At 41.3% G+C, this 17,048-nt stretch carries 16 protein-coding genes; all 16 read right to left on the bottom strand.

Annotation, left to right across the window (positions count from 1 at the left end):
* Positions 1-554 precede the first annotated feature (554 nt).
* Positions 555-905 (bottom strand): 50S ribosomal protein L20, encoded by a 351-nt coding sequence (gene rplT, locus DW182_RS01940; protein ID WP_007214085.1) that lies wholly within the window; start codon positions 903-905, stop codon positions 555-557.
* A 97-nt stretch (positions 906-1,002) separates the two neighbouring features.
* Positions 1,003-1,200 carry a 50S ribosomal protein L35 gene (gene rpmI, locus DW182_RS01935; RefSeq protein WP_007214084.1) on the bottom strand — a complete coding sequence of 66 codons (198 nt, stop codon included), beginning with the start codon at positions 1,198-1,200 and terminating at the stop codon, positions 1,003-1,005.
* 67 nt (positions 1,201-1,267) lie between these two features.
* Positions 1,268-1,864 (bottom strand): translation initiation factor IF-3, encoded by a 597-nt coding sequence (infC, locus tag DW182_RS01930; protein WP_007663738.1) that lies wholly within the window; start codon positions 1,862-1,864, stop codon positions 1,268-1,270.
* A gap of 121 nt (positions 1,865-1,985) precedes the next feature.
* Positions 1,986-3,926, bottom strand: coding sequence for a threonine--tRNA ligase (thrS, locus tag DW182_RS01925; protein WP_007663740.1), 1,941 nt, complete (start codon positions 3,924-3,926; stop codon positions 1,986-1,988).
* A gap of 78 nt (positions 3,927-4,004) precedes the next feature.
* Entirely contained in the window at positions 4,005-6,041 is a 2,037-nt protein-coding gene (locus tag DW182_RS01920; RefSeq protein ID WP_118294456.1) for a tetratricopeptide repeat protein, read from the bottom strand.
* Between the two features lie 116 nt (positions 6,042-6,157).
* Entirely contained in the window at positions 6,158-6,712 is a 555-nt protein-coding gene (def, locus tag DW182_RS01915; protein ID WP_118294455.1) for a peptide deformylase, read from the bottom strand.
* 55 nt (positions 6,713-6,767) lie between these two features.
* Positions 6,768-7,190, bottom strand: coding sequence for a Holliday junction resolvase RuvX (ruvX, locus tag DW182_RS01910; protein WP_118294454.1), 423 nt, complete (start codon positions 7,188-7,190; stop codon positions 6,768-6,770).
* Between the two features lie 118 nt (positions 7,191-7,308).
* Complete coding sequence (locus tag DW182_RS01905) at positions 7,309-8,055, bottom strand: YjbH domain-containing protein (protein WP_118294453.1); 747 nt, start codon at positions 8,053-8,055, stop codon at positions 7,309-7,311.
* Between the two features lie 84 nt (positions 8,056-8,139).
* Entirely contained in the window at positions 8,140-9,297 is a 1,158-nt protein-coding gene (locus tag DW182_RS01900; protein ID WP_118294452.1) for an OmpA family protein, read from the bottom strand.
* 49 nt (positions 9,298-9,346) lie between these two features.
* On the bottom strand, positions 9,347-10,258 hold the full coding sequence (locus tag DW182_RS01895) for a DUF3869 domain-containing protein (RefSeq protein WP_118294451.1): 912 nt from the start codon (positions 10,256-10,258) through the stop codon (positions 9,347-9,349).
* 12 nt (positions 10,259-10,270) lie between these two features.
* Entirely contained in the window at positions 10,271-11,515 is a 1,245-nt protein-coding gene (locus DW182_RS01890) for a YjbH domain-containing protein (RefSeq protein ID WP_118294539.1), read from the bottom strand.
* A gap of 212 nt (positions 11,516-11,727) precedes the next feature.
* Entirely contained in the window at positions 11,728-12,708 is a 981-nt protein-coding gene (locus tag DW182_RS01885) for a PCMD domain-containing protein (RefSeq protein WP_118294450.1), read from the bottom strand.
* A gap of 83 nt (positions 12,709-12,791) precedes the next feature.
* On the bottom strand, positions 12,792-13,898 hold the full coding sequence (locus DW182_RS01880) for a sulfotransferase (RefSeq protein ID WP_118294449.1): 1,107 nt from the start codon (positions 13,896-13,898) through the stop codon (positions 12,792-12,794).
* A 39-nt stretch (positions 13,899-13,937) separates the two neighbouring features.
* Complete coding sequence (gene cysN / locus DW182_RS01875; RefSeq protein ID WP_007663798.1) at positions 13,938-15,401, bottom strand: sulfate adenylyltransferase subunit CysN; 1,464 nt, start codon at positions 15,399-15,401, stop codon at positions 13,938-13,940.
* Positions 15,402-15,518: 117 nt separating this feature from the next.
* On the bottom strand, positions 15,519-16,427 hold the full coding sequence (cysD, locus tag DW182_RS01870; RefSeq protein ID WP_007663801.1) for a sulfate adenylyltransferase subunit CysD: 909 nt from the start codon (positions 16,425-16,427) through the stop codon (positions 15,519-15,521).
* A gap of 10 nt (positions 16,428-16,437) precedes the next feature.
* Positions 16,438-17,043 (bottom strand): adenylyl-sulfate kinase, encoded by a 606-nt coding sequence (gene cysC, locus DW182_RS01865; protein WP_022392498.1) that lies wholly within the window; start codon positions 17,041-17,043, stop codon positions 16,438-16,440.
* Positions 17,044-17,048 lie beyond the last annotated feature (5 nt).

Genomic DNA, 17,048 nt, shown 5'->3' with positions numbered 1-17,048 from the left:
AAACACTGGCAAAAGAAACGAAAGTTCTTTTATTGCATATCATTACCCCAAAGCAGTCTCCTAACCGACTTTCATTAATAATATATAAATTTGCTATTGACAATATTTGAGTTACGACACCACTTTATAGAGGCTAAGTGGAAATCTTTGGATTGTAGAAAGTACAAAGAAAAAGGAACGGTAACCAACCAAGATTACCGTTCCCCTTTATAAAAAAGCCGCACCGATGATGTGATGAAACTCCGAATGACATGATTTGAGCGCTCGTCCTCTTTGTAATCCACCGACTCAAAGTTACCCCGAAGGGCGTGGCCCGCCATCGAGAAGCGAAGCTTGTCTCGGTATTTCATAATAGTTTGATGAGTTTCCCGATCCAATCAATGCGGCTATATTTTCTACAACAAATGTAGTAAGTTTCTGTCAAAGAAACAAGGAAAAACATGATTTTGTTTCCTCCATACAGGACATTTTATATTATATCCTCCTCGCTATAAGCAAAAAGTGCCGATTACTCGTTCGTAATCAGCACTTTGTAAACTATTTGCTAAATAAACTTAAGCAGCCTTTGCTTTAGCTACGATAGCCTTGAAAGCTTCCGGATGGTTCATCGCTAAATCAGCCAAAACTTTACGGTTGATTTCGATACCTGCTTTGTGCAAAGCACCCATCAGCTTAGAATAAGACATACCTTCCAAACGAGCTGCAGCGTTGATACGCTGAATCCACAAAGCGCGGAAGTTTCTTTTCTTGTTCTTACGGTCGCGGAACGCATAAGTCAAACCTTTCTCCCAAGTATTCTTGGCAACGGTCCATACGTTCTTTCTTGCACCAAAGTAACCTCTGGTTAATTTCAAAATTTTCTTTCTTCTTGCTCTTGAAGCAACGTGATTTACTGATCTTGGCATAGTTTTACTAATTTTTGAATGTTAGCGCCATTACTTCACGCAACGGACTTAAAGCTAATGCATTCGGTTAATACTTTAAAATACTTTGTACGCTTTTTTACTTCATTGCTAAGAGTTCCTTAACTTGGCTTACGTTCGTCACGTCAACTGTAGTTGAATGGCACAAGTTTCTTTTTTGCTTCTTAGTTTTCTTAGTCAAAATGTGACTGTGAAAAGCGTGCTTTCTTTTGATTTTACCTGTTCCGGTAAGAGTAAATCTCTTTTTAGAACCGGAGTTAGTCTTCATCTTTGGCATCTTACTTATTTTTAAATTATTTAAATTATATGGCAACGCACTATACCTGTGGCGTTACTCATTTCTTTTATTCTTCTGATTCAGCCGGAGCTGCTTTCGGAGCATCTGCAGATTTCGGTGCAGCAGGCTTCTTTGGCGTCTCTTTCTTCTTCGGGGAAAGCTGAATAGTCATTCTCTTTCCTTCCAGTACTGGCATCTGATCTACTTTTGCATAGTCTTCCAAGTCATTGGCAAAACGAAGCAGCAACACTTCTCCTTGCTCCTTAAACAAGATGGAACGACCTTTAAAGAACACATAAGCCTTTACCTTATCACCTTCTTCCAAAAAACCTTTAGCATGCTTCAACTTGAAGTTGTAATCGTGATCATCAGTCTGAGGACCGAAACGAATCTCCTTCACATTTACCTTCACCTGTTTCGCCTTCTGTTCTTTCTGACGCTTCTTTAACTGATAAAGAAATTTAGAGTAATCGATGACACGACAAACAGGGGGTTGTGCGTTTGGAGAGATTTCCACGAGATCCACCTCACGCTCTTCGGCAAGCTTCAATGCCTGGGCTATCGGATATACGTTAGGTTCTACTTCATCGCCCACTATGCGGACTTCTTTGGCGCGGATTTGTTCATTAATCCGGTATTGCCCTTTTAAGCTGTCATTTTTCATTAAATAACCTCTATTTCCAGTTTGTTTCTTATTTACTACTCCCAAATTATTATTTTTTATATTAGGTAAAAGCTATCTTTAGAACATTATTTATGCTATGCTTTCACAAGTGGGCGCAAAGTTACCATTTATTTATCATATTCTGAACTTCTTCGTTCAATATTTTAGCAAATTCTTCAAATTTCATAGTGCCTTTATCGCCTTCCCCTTGCTTGCGGACAGAAACTTCTCTGTTTTCTGCTTCTTTTTCACCCACAATCAGCATGTAAGGAATACGCTTCAATTCATTATCACGAATCTTGCGTCCTATCTTCTCATTGCGTTCATCCACAATTGCACGGATATCATATTGCTTCAGGAACTTTTTCACTTCCTGTGCATAATCATTAAACTTCTCACTGATAGGCAAAATAGCCACCTGCTCAGGTGTCAGCCACAATGGGAACTTACCTGCCGTATGCTCGATAAGCACAGCTACGAAACGCTCCATTGAACCGAATGGTGCACGGTGTATCATCACCGGACGATGTTTTTGGTTATCAGCACCGGTATATTCCAGATCAAATCGTTCCGGCAAGTTATAATCCACCTGAATGGTACCCAACTGCCAACGGCGACCGATAGCATCTTTTACCATGAAGTCCAACTTCGGACCATAGAAAGCAGCCTCACCATATTCAATTCTGGCAGTCAAGCCTTTTTCCTCACAAGCCTCGATGATAGCCTGCTCAGCTCTTTCCCAGTTTTCATCGCTACCGATGTACTTCTCACGGTTCACTTTGTCACGCAAGGAAATCTGAGCTTCCACATTGGCAAATTCCATAGAACGGAACACAATAGAAATAATGTCCATCACGCGCAGGAATTCATCTTTCACCTGGTCGGGACGGCAGAAAATATGTGCATCATCCTGTGTAAAGCTACGTACACGTGTCAATCCGTGCAATTCACCACTTTGCTCATAACGGCAAACCGTACCGAATTCAGCCAAGCGCAAAGGCAGATCCTTATATGAACGCGGAGAATTTTTATAAATCATACAGTGGTGAGGACAGTTCATCGGTTTCAGGAAGTACTCCTCTCCTTCTTCGGGTGTATGAATAGGCTGGAATGAATCCTTACCATATTTAGCATAGTGACCGGAAGTTATATACAGCAGCTTGTTACCAATCGGCGGAGTAATAACCTCCTGATAATCGTAACGTGCCTGAATACGGCGCAGGAATTCTTGCAAACGCAGACGCAATGCAGTACCTTTCGGCAACCACATAGGCAAACCTTTACCTACCGTATCAGAGAACATGAACAAATCCATTTCCCTACCGATCTTGCGATGGTCACGTTTCTTGGCTTCTTCCAGAACAACCAGATATTCATCCAGCATCTTTTTCTTTGGGAAAGTGATACCGTAAATACGCGTCATCATCTTGCGGTCTTCATGTCCACGCCAGTAAGCACCGGCTACCGACATCAATTTGATAGCCTTAATCGGCGCAGTAGTCATCAAGTGCGGGCCACGGCACAAATCCGTAAAAGCACCTTGCGTATAAGTAGTAATGTGACCATCCTCCAATTCAGAGATCAATTCACATTTATAAGTTTCTCCACGATCACCGAATTTTGTCAATGCATCCGCTTTTGAAATACTTTCTCTCACAACAGCTTCTTTCTTTGCTACCAGTTCTGCCATTTTAGCCTCAATAGCCGGAAGGTCAGATTCTTTAATAGTGGCCTCACCCGGATCCACATCATAGTAGAAACCGTTTTCAATGGCAGGACCAATACCGAACTGAATGCCCGGATATAATTCCTGTAAGGCTTCCGCCAGCAAGTGAGCACTGGTATGCCAGAATGCATGCTTACCTTGCTCGTCTTCCCATTTATAGAGAACAAACTCAGCATCCTCGTTGATAGGACGCCCCAAATCATAAATCTCACCGTTCACGCCACATGCCAGCACTTCCTGTGCCAGGCGAGAGCTGATACTTTCTGCAATTTGCAGTCCCGTTACTCCATCATTATATTCGCGTACGGAGCCGTCTGGAAATGTAATCTTTATCATAATGTTGTGTATATTTCAATTTTCAGAACGCAAAAATAGCTAATTCTTTTTGATATTTTATTTTTTAGCAAAAAAATGTTATTCACGAGTATTGGTAAACCGCTTAATAATATTGTAAGCAGAAACAATACCCAATTCTCCTGCTTTACTCAGGTCTGTAATACCCTGCTTGTTATTGCCCAGGAAGATATGAGTCAGCCCACGGTTGAAATAAGCTTCGGCAAAGTCTTTATTCAGTTCGATTGCCTTGTCATAATCTACCAATGCTCCACGGTAATCTTTCAACAGAGACAGCACATTGGCACGATTATAATACCCATAAACAAAATCAGGTGCCAATTGGATGACATGATCCAAATCTTTTCTCACAATATCATAATCCAAGGCAGTTACTTCCGCTTGATTCTTACTATCAACAGCAGCTCCGGGAACACCTTCGGTCAGACCGGCTTCCGCCTTCTTATATTCCAATTGCTTATAACGCACCAACGAACGCATGAAGTAAGCCGGGAAGAATTTATCATCCAGCAAAATAGACTGCGTAAAGTCATCTATAGAACTGGCGAAGTCCTGAACCAGATAGAAATCAAGTCCGCGCAGGAAACGTTTCTTTGCATCCCTATCATTGGATACGATATCCGAAGTATGGGTATCGATCAGAGCAAAATGGAATTTCACCTGTTCTTCCGTCAACGGAGCTTCCATATTAGTAATACGCAATGGTTTCGGGAACAGTTTCTCATGATTCAACTCCTCAATATATTTATGGAAATGAACAATGCGCTTCACTTCACTCGATTTCTCATAATATGTCAATGCATACATCGGTTCCATCTTAACGGCTACGTTCCGGTCTTGAACACGACCGCGGTAGTCGCTCTTATATTTCTGGTCTTCTTCCGAGTCATCAGCAATCACGATTTTCCGGTAATTCTCCATATTCTTATCGGATTTCTTACGCGTCTTGCTCGTATCCTCGTTATCCTGATTATTGTCTGCAACGTCCTTATCACTTGTCGTAACCCCGTTACGTTTGTCTATCTGCATCTTCATGATTTTGAATTCATCCTCTTCGGCACCCTTACGGTCACCGATCTTCTTACGGGCTTCGGCACGCTGATAGTATCCGGCCATAAAATTAGGATATTCGCCAATCACCTTCGAATAGTCACTGATAGCACCACGATAATCACCCGTCTGTGCACGCAGCAAGCCACGGTTGAAAGTTGCCATCATATTATCCGGTTCCACCTTCAGGACAAAATCAAAGTCTTCAAGTGCCCGGTTATCGTCACCTACCTGTGCACGAAGCAAACCACGGTTATAATGCCCCAGGAAGTTATTGGGATCGATGTCCAATGCCAGGTCATAATCACTCATGGCACCTCTCAGATTATTCTGATGGAAACGCGCCAATGCACGATTGATATAATTACCGGCATTCTTCGCACTCAGATGAATGGCCTGATCCAAGTCACTTTCGGCATCTGTATACTTGCCCTGTTGCAAACGAACAATAGCACGTGCGCTCCATCCATCGGGATCATAACGGTCCATATCGATTGCCGTTTCAAAGTCATTCAGAGCCTGTATTGTATCCTTTTGCTTCAACGACACTTCGCCACGCATCAGATAAGCACGCGTGTACCTGGGAGCTATCTTCAATAGTTTCCCCAAATCTTCTTTGGCCGCATCATAATCCTCTTTCTGCATATGGCAAAGAGAAAGATTATGCCACAGAACAAGATTCTCCGGATCATATTTCAGAGCTGTCTGATAATCTTCAATAGCACCGTTATAATTATTCTGCCGGATACGGGCCAATCCACGTATCTGATAGGCACCCACTACAAAAGGATTACGATCGATAGCCGCATCGCAATCCGCTTCCGCACCTTGAAAATCATCCAAATTGATTTTTGCCAAACCGCGAAAGAAGTAAGGCTCATATAAATAAGGCTTAGCGTTAATTACCTGGTTAAAATACTGGATAGAAAGCACATAGTCTTCAAAATACAACGCGTTGCGTGCGATTGTCATCACTCGCTCCGTATTGATCTGCGCACACAGCAACGTAGGAAGCAACAGGAAAGCCGTCAGTATCTTTTTTATCATCTTGTCTTATAAATGCTTGTAAACGAAACAAATTTAATGCTTTTCATTTACTTGGCGGGATTAACGGAAGACTTTTTATATTTTTTGAGCCTTTTATACCTTATTATAAGATTAGCTTATTTCACAGTCCTGACTTTATACGTACAATGAGCCTTTCCTTTCAGCATCGCATTCAGTTTCCCCTTAATCATTTGCTTGCGCAAGGGAGACAAATGATCAATGAACATCTTTCCTTCCAAATGGTCAAATTCATGTTGCATCACACGCGCCAGGTAGCCCTCGACAATTTCATCATGCTCCACCATATCCTCATCCATATACGTTACATGGATTTTATTACCACGTTTCACTGCTTCATGAATGCCCGGAAGGCTCAGGCATCCTTCTTCCATAGATACCTCTTCACCAGATACCTCCAGGATATGGGGGTTGATATATGCTTTCCGGAAACCTTTATACTCAGGATAGTCTTCTGATAATACATCCAGATCAATTACTACAACGCGAACGGGCAATCCTACTTGCGGCGCCGCAAGCCCTACCCCTTCGGCATTATCCATCGTTTCAAACATATTTGCAATCAACTCTCTCAAATCTGGATAGTCGGGAGCAACATCTTCCGCCACTTTCCTCAGTACGGGCTGACCGTATACATAAATGGGTAAAATCATTCTTTCTCTAAGTTACAAATTACTAAATCAATATATATAAGTATATATACCTTAATTATAATATAAAACGTTTATTTTCCAAATAGCTTTGCAGAATAATAGTCGCACTGATCTCGTCCACCAAAGCTTTATTCTGGCGGTCTTTCTTCTTCAGCCCGGCTTCCCGCATAGTGCGATGTGCCAAAACGGATGTAAAGCGCTCGTCAACATACTCAACAGGCATTTCCGGTAACTTTTTCTTCAACAAACGAACGAAAGGTTCTATACGTTTCATATTTTCCGAAGCCTCATTATTCATTTGTTTAGGCAAGCCTACAAGAATACGTTCCACCGGTTCTTTTCCTACATAATCAAGGATGAATGCCAGCAACTCATGCGTAGGCACAGTGGTCAGCCCGTTAGCAATCATTTGCAATGTATCGCTGACAGCTATTCCCGTACGCTTTCTACCGTAATCAATAGCTAATATTCTACTCATAATGGGCTACAAAATTACGATTAAAATTTGAAATCCACCGTTAATCTTGCATATATAATACAGAAAAAGGGAGGCTTGATAACATCAAACATCCCTTTCATACTTTTTTATACTCCGTTCACTTCAGATGAATATTAACGGTCACTCCGCCACTGAAGTATCGCATCTTCTGCATTTCCACCTGAAAGTGCAGGCAATTGAACAATTGATAAGTGGCGCCAAAAGCAAAATCTTTGGAATCGTACTCCGCAATCAACCGCAATTGGGGATGAAAAGAGGGATTGTAGGTGATACCCGCCGCCACTCCGTTCAACTTATAATCCTTACGTTTGTTGTAAAGGTAAGAAAGATGCACTCCTATTTCTTCCTTTCCCAAAGGAATATGTTTAGTAGCTGCAACGTAGAAACGGCTGTAATAGCCATTGCCTTCCGTGGGAGCCATTTCGCTGTTTGTCGAAGTAAAAGGATCAGAAGTACCCACCACCACAGCAGGCATGTATTTCCAAAGCCATCCCTCCTTTAAAACCCTCAGCCGAAGCGAGAAATATCTGTCTTGATTGGTGAATCCGCTATAACCATAAGGCCCTAATCCCAATGCTTCCGCTTTGAAAAGCGTACATGTATATGCCACTTCCATCCAGGGAAATATCGTTACATTAAGAAAGTAATTGTACGTATGATAATACCAAGTGGGGGGAGTTAATTCTTTGTTCAAGAAATTACCGCCGATCATAAGCGTCTTGTCACGCTGCATTTCAGCAGAAGGTGCGTGCAACAATCCCGTCGTGCCATACGTAAGTTGGGCAGAAACAGAAAAGGACATACAACAAAGCAGAGCAACAAAGCACAACTTAAACTTCACCATTGCAGATAAATTCAATCAGAGATTAAAAAGAAGGCGTCTGGAAAATCAGGCGCCTTCTTCAGAATCTCGTTTTAACAAAGTATATTATTCAAGGATCACTACGCGGTTCAAATAGTTCTTACTGAACATATTTTCAGTACCACCAAATCCGACGAATTCAAGTTGATCTTTGTCTACACCTTCGGCAATCAAAGCATCGTAAACAACCTGAGCACGTTTTTCAGAGAGTTTCTGGTTGTATGCTGCACTACCTGTAGCCTTATCACAGTAACCTGCAACTTTGTATTTCTTATCAGGATTAGCCTTCAGAATCTTAGCAGCCAACTGAATATTAACCTTACCATAATCATCCAAACGGGCACTACCGATTTTGAAGAAGATAGCACGAGGACCGGCTGTCTGGATCTCCTTGACAACTTCCTTAACTTCCGGCTTCATGTTAGCCAATGAATTCTTGCAATTAGCCAAATCAGCCTGAGCTTGAGCCAACTCGCTTCTGTAGCGGTTGATTTCAGCATTGATAGCATCTTCGTCAATATCAGAAACCTTCACAAACTTCTTACCACCAAATGTATAAGTCAAACCTACATTTACGCGGGCAGTAGCTTCAGCCTTACGACAGTCGCTTGCATCGCCAAAGATAGATGGAGTTACGCCAAAACGGCCTTCCACGTTCAAAGCCAGTTTTTTGTTCAGGTTGAAGCCCAAACCCAAACCAGCAGTTGCGCCAAAGCGAGCCTTAATATCATCATTTTCAGCCAGCTGATAAGCATCACCTACCATACCGCCTGTAAATTCCGTACCTTTGGAAGCAAGGTTCATTGTAGGACCGGCAAACAAATAGAAATCTACCACACGATTGGGGTTATAACCACCGAACAGAGTTGTCAGGTTGAGCATAGCATCCAAGTTGATTTCACCAAACTTTTTACAATATTTGTGATACTCGCTGTTTGCACTCTTATCGAAGTAAGTATTATCCTGATCGTCAAGACTCTGCCACAAACCGCTCACTTCACCACGTACACCCCAAGTCGGAGTAATATATTTACCAATCTGGAGATTGAAGTTCATGGTCGGAGTATTCAAGCCGCCATTCAGAACAGACATGCCTCCAATACCAACACCCACAAAGATGTTGTCTGAAGCCTTCTTCGTATAATAATTTTTCTTTTCTTGTGCATTAGCCAATACACAAGAACCAGCCAATAAGATGGACAAGGTTAAGAATTTAGCTTTCATTTTTATATATTTTTTTATTGTTCTTATTTAAACGTACCTACACACTCTATTAATCGGGCAAAACAATACCACCACCGGCATTTTCACTTGCGCCATGTCCGTGACCATGCTGATAAGCGTGTGCATGGCTGGGATGAGCCATTTCTTCATACTGTGCAGCAGTACCATTCAGAGCATCAGCCTTGATTGTACCTAAAACTTCTTTGCTGTTTTTATAAGAAATCGTATAAGTAGTGGTAACCGGATAAACCTCAAACCACGCACGATAGATACTCCATGCAGAAATCTTCATTTCAAGTACAGAATCTTTTGTATCGTTATAGTTCAAGCTCTTGATGAATTCTGTAACATCAACAACATCTTTCACTTCACCTGCAGCTGCAGCTTTCTGCTCATTATACAACTTATAGCTTATCTTAGTAATCAAAATATAATCGTTTGCATTTTCCCACCAAGACTTACCAGCATGGTTGTGGGTAGCATTAAGCAATTCGCTTACGCGAGGAGCACCTACTTCTCTCACACCTTCAATCACAATTTGATCAGGTTCCTCCGGTGTAGCAGTCTTCACAGCTACCAATGTAGCATTGTATGTAGCCACGCCACCAGCATTCAACGCATTCACGTGAACTTTAACAGACTGAATAGCCTCATAACCGGCAGGAGCAGTAGCACTAATAACCACATCCTGAGCAGGAATGCTACCATCAGCACCGGCTTTCAATGTAACTACCATTCCACTTACCTCTCCTTTATCTGCACTGATAGTTACACCAGACACAGCTGCTCCACTTGGAAATTCTACTACATTCACATTAATGGTAGCTTTTGCTGGTTCTGTTGTAAATGTCGCGTTCAAATCTTCCTTTTCACACGACGTAAAAAGAAGAGAGCCTACTAAAGCGACTACGGCAAAAGCAAACATACTACCAATGCCGTTTAAGAATTTAATCTTTTTCATCTCAATAATAAATTAAAAATTTAACAATTCTGACTTAATAAAATATGGGTTAAAACTATTTTTTTCCATTATATTGTCACTGGCTTCCGCTTTATATTCCTTATAATAATACCGTTCATTACCAGCATTATAAACAAGTCCCATATTAGCAGAAGTATTTATCCTTGGCCATTTTTTATAACGTTTATACTTATAAGGCGGCAATGCCACTTGAAACCGGAATCCCCCGTTGGCTTTCGCCCATTTTGCTTTCATTGCATAAAAGCCGATGGAACAATATCGGAAATGACGGATCATTTCAAACTTAACTCCCCGGTCCTCTTTCAAGTATTGCTCAACCTTTAAGTTGAACGATGTGTTATACTGTGGCCAATAAAAATTTCCACCTATCGTCCAAGTCAATCCCATTTTGGGATCATAATGAAATCTAAAGCCATCCCAATAGCCAATAGCTGTACATCCCATCCGCGCCATAACAGAAAATCTTTCATCCGCAAAAGGATGAAAGAATTCAGCATCCACGCCATATCGGTCAGCATTAAAATATCCCATTGTCACTTTACCGAACACATTATACGGCAAGCGAAAGCGCTGGGATATTGTCAAATGCCCCGGATGAATCTTATCCTCATAGCTTCCATACCCATCGTTATAAACAGGAATCTTCAACTGCCCTGTCAGCTTCATTCCTTTCCACAACGATACTTCCACCGCCGGACTAAGGTCAAACAACACCTGATAGATCTGCGTAAGAAGCAAATTCCTGAAAGCCAACTGAGGATATACCAACACATCCACCTTAAACAAAGAGCTATTTTTCATCTTTATTTTCCGTGCCTCCCGCCACGCTTCACCCAGTTCATAGGTAACTTTCCAATCCTTGCGTTCAGCCTGAGCCACAGTATCCCCCTTCACAGAGTGATAATAAAGAGAAATTTGAGGTATATTATTATCTAAAACGATTATCCGGCATGTTTTTTGATCCGGTAATCCTACTTTTTGAATGACATCCACCGCTTTGCTTATACCGACACCCTGCAAACGATATGCAGAATTCTGCAAGACATAAACACGCTCATTGTCATCTTCCGTCCACCCCACATTTTCAAATCCCATTTCCACTAAAACATTTACAGTACTTTCCCCCGTTTGACAAAATCCCCTTAAAGGGATCAAACAGAATAAAAAGAGCGCCGCACATTGTGCTATTGTTTTAGTAGTTAGACACTTTCTCATGTTAGAGTTTTTACACCTCATCATTTTCAACCTTTTTTGTATCCATGCGATACAAAATATGCTGCAAAAATAGACACATTTTTAATAATATCAAAGTTTTTTTTTAGAAAATACGAAATAATACAGCTTTTCCTTCATAACTCCTTAAAAGAGCCCAGAGTTGTTAATACAAAGTGCATAAAAGGCTTTGACAAGAGAATAAATATTGTTAGCATTTATTACATCATGTAGTATCAATATACTAGCTTTACATTGTCAATCCAAAGTGAATTACCAGGAGAACCGATATAGGCACCTCCGTGACTGGAAGTGAATTGTAGTAACAGGTGAGTCGGAACATCTTCTTCCGTTCCCCATGCTACTTCCTTGATGGGAACACTCTCTCCCTTACTGTTGATAGCATAACGCTCCTCTACTTGCAAACGCATCATATGAGGTTTATATGCAGGATCACCTGTTATATCTCCATACATGATTGAATAAGTAACATTATTACGCCAGTCATCGGTGGTATTATAATAACGTACCACCATTGTACCTATGCGCTTCGCAAAGATATTTCCATCCTTGTCTTCCCAGCGTTTCTGCAGGAATAAATTCACTTCCGGAAAATCTTTGCCGTCTACATCCGTAATACGGCTGAAACCTGTAGCGCGGATACGCTTCTCTCTGTCAGACATCTTAACTTTATAGTCAAACTGAACCGCGATCGGCTTCTTCGTGAAAGGAATGCCGGAATTCAACATCTTCTGCGGATTCTTCGTTCCCTTAATCGGCTCGTGTACTTCACCCAAAAACATAGAACCTGCAGCCAGCACCGTAATATCTACGATTCCTAATACCTTTACACTCTCCATACGGGTATCCATACGTGCGCAGTAACCTTTATCACGTTTTTCAGGAAACACAGAGGTATTTGTCTTAGTAATACCGGCCACACGTGCCATCACATTGGAAGTTGCCCACGGTGATCCACCCATATTCTTATAAGCCTTATTCTCACGAATAGTTGCAGTCGGCCCGATAGCATACACATTCTTCAATGCGCCACCGATAATACCCGACTCTTTAATCTGGCGATCTACCCACTGGTCCATATTGCCGAATGGAATCATCTCCACAGTATGCTGTTGTTGTTGCTGCTGTGCAGATACCATCCCGCAATATAAAAAAGCGGATAGCATACCATACATACGAATTTTCTTCTGCATCATCTTTTTAAAATTGATAATTGACAATTAACAATTGACAATTCGGATTATCCGGTATTTAATTGTCAATTGTCAATTGTGAATTGTTATATATCGTAGTTCCACTGATCCAGTGCAAAATTCCAGTTATCCTGTACCAATTGCACAGTACGATCATCGTATTTATATTTATTCTTCTTATATCCTTTCTTTCCACCTACATACTTCTCGATGTCACTGCGTGCCTCTGCAAATCCGGGAATAGACAAATCATGATAAATCTTTTCGGTCATTCCCATAGCATCAGCCTCAAAATCTTCGAATTTAACTTCAATCAGATTCCCGGCAGGGATGCACGATTTATCCGCCTCGTATTTATGGTATAACTTAGCATAAATAGAAAGGATATTATTTTCCAGTTCCTCGTTACTGATGTCTTGCAACTTTAACGGCTGAATCGTATTCGTAAAGAAACTACGGGTACTTTCAAATACCGTATAAGGATTACGCATCAGATAAACAAACTTCGCATTGGGGAACATCTTAACAAGCTCCTTCACACGCCCTGTATGCGGCGGATTCTTACTCAAGAACTGCGTTCCACGTGTATTCCACAATGATATCTTAATCAACTTGACAAATACCTCTTCAAACACTTTCAATTCCTCCTCTGTTATATCATTAAACAACAGATATTTATCCGCATATTCCTGCTGATATTTAGGAAGGAACCAGAAATTATAATAAGTATAGGGCATCATATTGGCCAGTGCAAACTCTTCCTCCTGCGGCAGGTCTACAGCAAGTTCCATATTATCCGTAGGGCGCTTATCGGGCATCAGCCAACTCATATTCTTTTTAAAGAAAGGCTGTCCCCACATCATCAGATGTGGAAATACGGTCTGATAAGTAGTATTATAACCAAAATGTTTATCGCATGAAAAGACATTATGCACAAAGGTCGTTCCACTACGCCAATGGCCAAGGATGAATACCGGATCATGTTCCAAAGGTTGAGATGCCAGTCGCTTCTCATAACGTCCATTCTGTAAAGGAGCCAGAGTAGAAAGCAAGCGGCATACGGCTTTAGTCAAGCGATACTTGCCTTTGTATGCTGCATCTATCTCACGTCCTTTCGTAATAGCATTAAATGTCTTCCAATCGGCTCCAATCAATGTATTTATAGGAAGTTTATTAAATTCGAGTAAACCCATATCATTTACAATTTTACAATTTACGATACAAATGGTAAATTATTTAATGATTTTCACTTCAATACCCTGACGCTCCAAGTCTTTCACTACTTTCTCTATGATTTCATAGTGTTCGGGGGCAATGCCAAGCTTCGGTAAATTCAAGACAGGAAGATCTTCCGAAATATGCATGTCTTTATCCTCTACCCTATCGATAATCATACCGACAGCACTGGTATTGTTAGTTATCGGATCAATCAGAATGAAGGCTCCTGTTGCTTTATTCTTTTGATAAGGGTCAAAGAATAATTCTTTTGCCGTAGTCAGCACAACACGCGCTATCTGATTCAACTGCATGGGCAAGCTATCAGTAGTTAATTGTCCATTCTCGACCGACAGTTGTTCCATCGTATTGACATCTACCTTATACTTGATATTACTGATACGTGAACGGCTCAGATTAGTGGTTTGCTTAATAAAAAATGATTTATTAAGATCCATCGGTTCTTCATCCATCCATACCAACATAGCCTCGAAATTACGATCGACAACCGGCAAGTTATCAGGATGTACCAGCATTTCTCCTCTTGATACGTCTATCTCATCTTCCAGCGTTAAAGTCACAGACTGAGGCGGAAAAGCATAATCCAGTTCACCATCATAAGTAACAATGCTCTTAATACGTGATTTCTTACCGGAAGGCAATGCAACTACTTCATCACCTTTACGCACAATTCCTGAAGCTACTTTACCACAGAAGCCACGAAAATCGAGGTTAGGCCGCAACACATATTGTACCGGGAAGCGGAAGTCTGCCAGATTATGATCATTATCAATATGGACTGTTTCAAGAAAATCGAGCAAGGATATACCGGCATACCACGGAGTACGCTCAGACTTAACGACTACATTATCACCATCCAAGGCTGATAGCGGAATACAAGTTACATCCGGAATGTTCAACGGAGCAATAAATTCCTTATATTCCTTAACTATTTCATTGAAGCGGTCCTCTGAAAAATCTACCAGGTCCATCTTGTTGACAGCAAGCACCACATGCTTGATACCTAACAAAGAAACCAGGAAAGAGTGACGACGTGTTTGTGTAATCACCCCTGTACGGGCATCTACCAAAATAATAGCCAGATTAGCCGTGGAACCGCCCGTAATCATATTACGTGTATATTGTTCATGTCCCGGAGTATCGGCAATGATAAATTTACGGTTGTTGGTAGAGAAATAACGATAAGCCACATCAATCGTAATACCCTGTTCGCGTTCTGCTTTCAGGCCATCCAACAACAGCGCATAGTCAATATGATCGCCGGCATTTCCCATTCGTTTGCTATCGCGTTCCAATGCATCCAACTGGTCCTCGTACAATTTCTTACTATCAAACAACAAACGTCCGATCAGCGTTGATTTTCCATCATCTACCGAACCGGCAGTCAGAAAACGGAGCAAGTCTTTCTGTTCATCTTTATCCAGAAACTCCTTGATATTTAGTTTAGAGTTATTCTCCATCACTTCTATTTTTTAATTATCACCTTTATCTTCGTAAACCTAAGCATTAAAGTTCTAAAGGCCAGGTTTAAGATTCCAATCCTCAGGTTTTAATTTTTAATTCTTAATTTTTAATTCCTAAAAGTATCCCTCGCGTTTTTTCTGCTCCATGCTGGCCTCCTGATCGAAGTCGATTACACGGGTAGTACGCTCGCTCTTGGTAGTGGTCATCATCTCTTCTACAATCGTTTCAATTGTATCGGCATTGCTTTCCACTGCACCTGTCAGCGGCCAACAGCCTAACGTACGGAAACGGACCATTTTCATTTCTATCTGATCCCGATACTTTTCAGGCAAACGATCATCATCCGCCATAATCAGATTACCATCAATCGTAACACAAGGACGTTCCTTCGCATAATACAACGGAACAATAGGAATATTTTCCAAACGGATATATTGCCAAATGTCCAGCTCAGTCCAATTGCTCAAAGGGAACACACGAATACTTTCTCCCTTATGTACCCGGGCGTTATAAATATCCCACAATTCAGGACGTTGATTTTTGGGGTCCCACTGGTGGAACTTATCACGGAAAGAGAAGATACGCTCCTTTGCACGTGACTTCTCTTCATCACGCCGTGCACCGCCAAAAGCTGCATCAAACTTATACTTGTCCAAAGCACTCAGCAGAGCTTTTGTCTTCATCAGGTCCGTATGTACTTTACTGCCATGCGTAAATGGTCCCACTCCTGCATGGAAAGCTTCCATATTACTCTCTACAATCAAATTCCACCCATACTTCTTTGCATATTCGTCACGGAATTGAATCATCTCTTTAAATTTCCATTTTGAATCGATATGCATCAACGGGAAAGGGACTTTGCCAGGATAAAAAGCCTTTTCAGCAAGGCGAACCATCACCGAAGAGTCTTTTCCGATACTATAAAGCATCACTGGGTTTTCAAATTCCGCAGCCACTTCACGGATAATATGAATAGACTCTGCTTCGAGCTCTTTCAGATGGCTTAATTTATATTCTTCCATTTTTATATAATCACTTTTTAATCTGTATCTTTGATAAAACAAGGTCAAGCAACTTGTTGACTGACTCTTCCAGGCTGAGCACTGAAGTGTCTAAAGTCAAAGCCGGATGGGCAGGAGCCTCAAACGGAGCAGAAATACCTGTAAAATTTTGAATCTCTCCCCGGCGTGCCTTGGCATACAAGCCTTTCACGTCCCTGCGCTCACACTCGGCCAGAGGAGTACTAACATAGACTTCAAGAAAATTTTCCTGACCAATGATATTGGCAGCCATTTCGCGAATATCATTGTTAGGACTTATAAACGCAGCAATAGTAATAATGCCTGTATCAATAAAAAGTTTAGAGACTTCCGCTATACGACGGATATTCTCTACACGGTCGGCTTCGGTAAAGCCCAAATTATTATTAATGCCGCTACGGATATTGTCCCCGTCCAGAATACGGCACAGCAATCCGCGTTTGTGCAATTCACGTTCCAAAGCAATAGCTATTGTACTCTTACCGGAACCACTCAATCCGGTAAACCATATCATCATACTATGTTGTCCAAGGAGCTCTTCTTTATCTTGTCTCGACAACATCCGATCAAAAATCGGATATATATTATTATCTGTCATAATCT

This window comes from Bacteroides sp. AM16-24 (assembly GCF_003471885.1).
GTDB lineage: Bacteria > Bacteroidota > Bacteroidia > Bacteroidales > Bacteroidaceae > Bacteroides.
Note: the sequence above shows the minus strand (reverse complement) of the source record. Positions and strands in the feature narration are given on the sequence as shown.

Bases quoted from the DNA above. Each gene is read 5' to 3' on its own strand.
- cysD (WP_007663801.1), bottom strand. From the start codon at position 16,427: ATGGAAGAATATAAATTAAGCCATCTGAAAGAGCTCGAAGCAGAGTCT.
- def (WP_118294455.1), bottom strand. From the start codon at position 6,712: ATGATTTTACCCATTTATGTATACGGTCAGCCCGTACTGAGGAAAGTG.
- thrS (WP_007663740.1), bottom strand. From the start codon at position 3,926: ATGATAAAGATTACATTTCCAGACGGCTCCGTACGCGAATATAATGAT.
- DW182_RS01905 (WP_118294453.1), bottom strand. From the start codon at position 8,055: ATGGTGAAGTTTAAGTTGTGCTTTGTTGCTCTGCTTTGTTGTATGTCC.
- DW182_RS01885 (WP_118294450.1), bottom strand. From the start codon at position 12,708: ATGATGCAGAAGAAAATTCGTATGTATGGTATGCTATCCGCTTTTTTA.
- DW182_RS01890 (WP_118294539.1), bottom strand. From the start codon at position 11,515: ATGAGGTGTAAAAACTCTAACATGAGAAAGTGTCTAACTACTAAAACA.
- DW182_RS01880 (WP_118294449.1), bottom strand. From the start codon at position 13,898: ATGGGTTTACTCGAATTTAATAAACTTCCTATAAATACATTGATTGGA.
- cysC (WP_022392498.1), bottom strand. From the start codon at position 17,043: ATGACAGATAATAATATATATCCGATTTTTGATCGGATGTTGTCGAGA.
- rplT (WP_007214085.1), bottom strand. From the start codon at position 905: ATGCCAAGATCAGTAAATCACGTTGCTTCAAGAGCAAGAAGAAAGAAA.
- infC (WP_007663738.1), bottom strand. From the start codon at position 1,864: ATGAAAAATGACAGCTTAAAAGGGCAATACCGGATTAATGAACAAATC.
- ruvX (WP_118294454.1), bottom strand. From the start codon at position 7,190: ATGAGTAGAATATTAGCTATTGATTACGGTAGAAAGCGTACGGGAATA.
- DW182_RS01920 (WP_118294456.1), bottom strand. From the start codon at position 6,041: ATGATAAAAAAGATACTGACGGCTTTCCTGTTGCTTCCTACGTTGCTG.
- cysN (WP_007663798.1), bottom strand. From the start codon at position 15,401: ATGGAGAATAACTCTAAACTAAATATCAAGGAGTTTCTGGATAAAGAT.
- DW182_RS01900 (WP_118294452.1), bottom strand. From the start codon at position 9,297: ATGAAAGCTAAATTCTTAACCTTGTCCATCTTATTGGCTGGTTCTTGT.
- rpmI (WP_007214084.1), bottom strand. From the start codon at position 1,200: ATGCCAAAGATGAAGACTAACTCCGGTTCTAAAAAGAGATTTACTCTT.
- DW182_RS01895 (WP_118294451.1), bottom strand. From the start codon at position 10,258: ATGAAAAAGATTAAATTCTTAAACGGCATTGGTAGTATGTTTGCTTTT.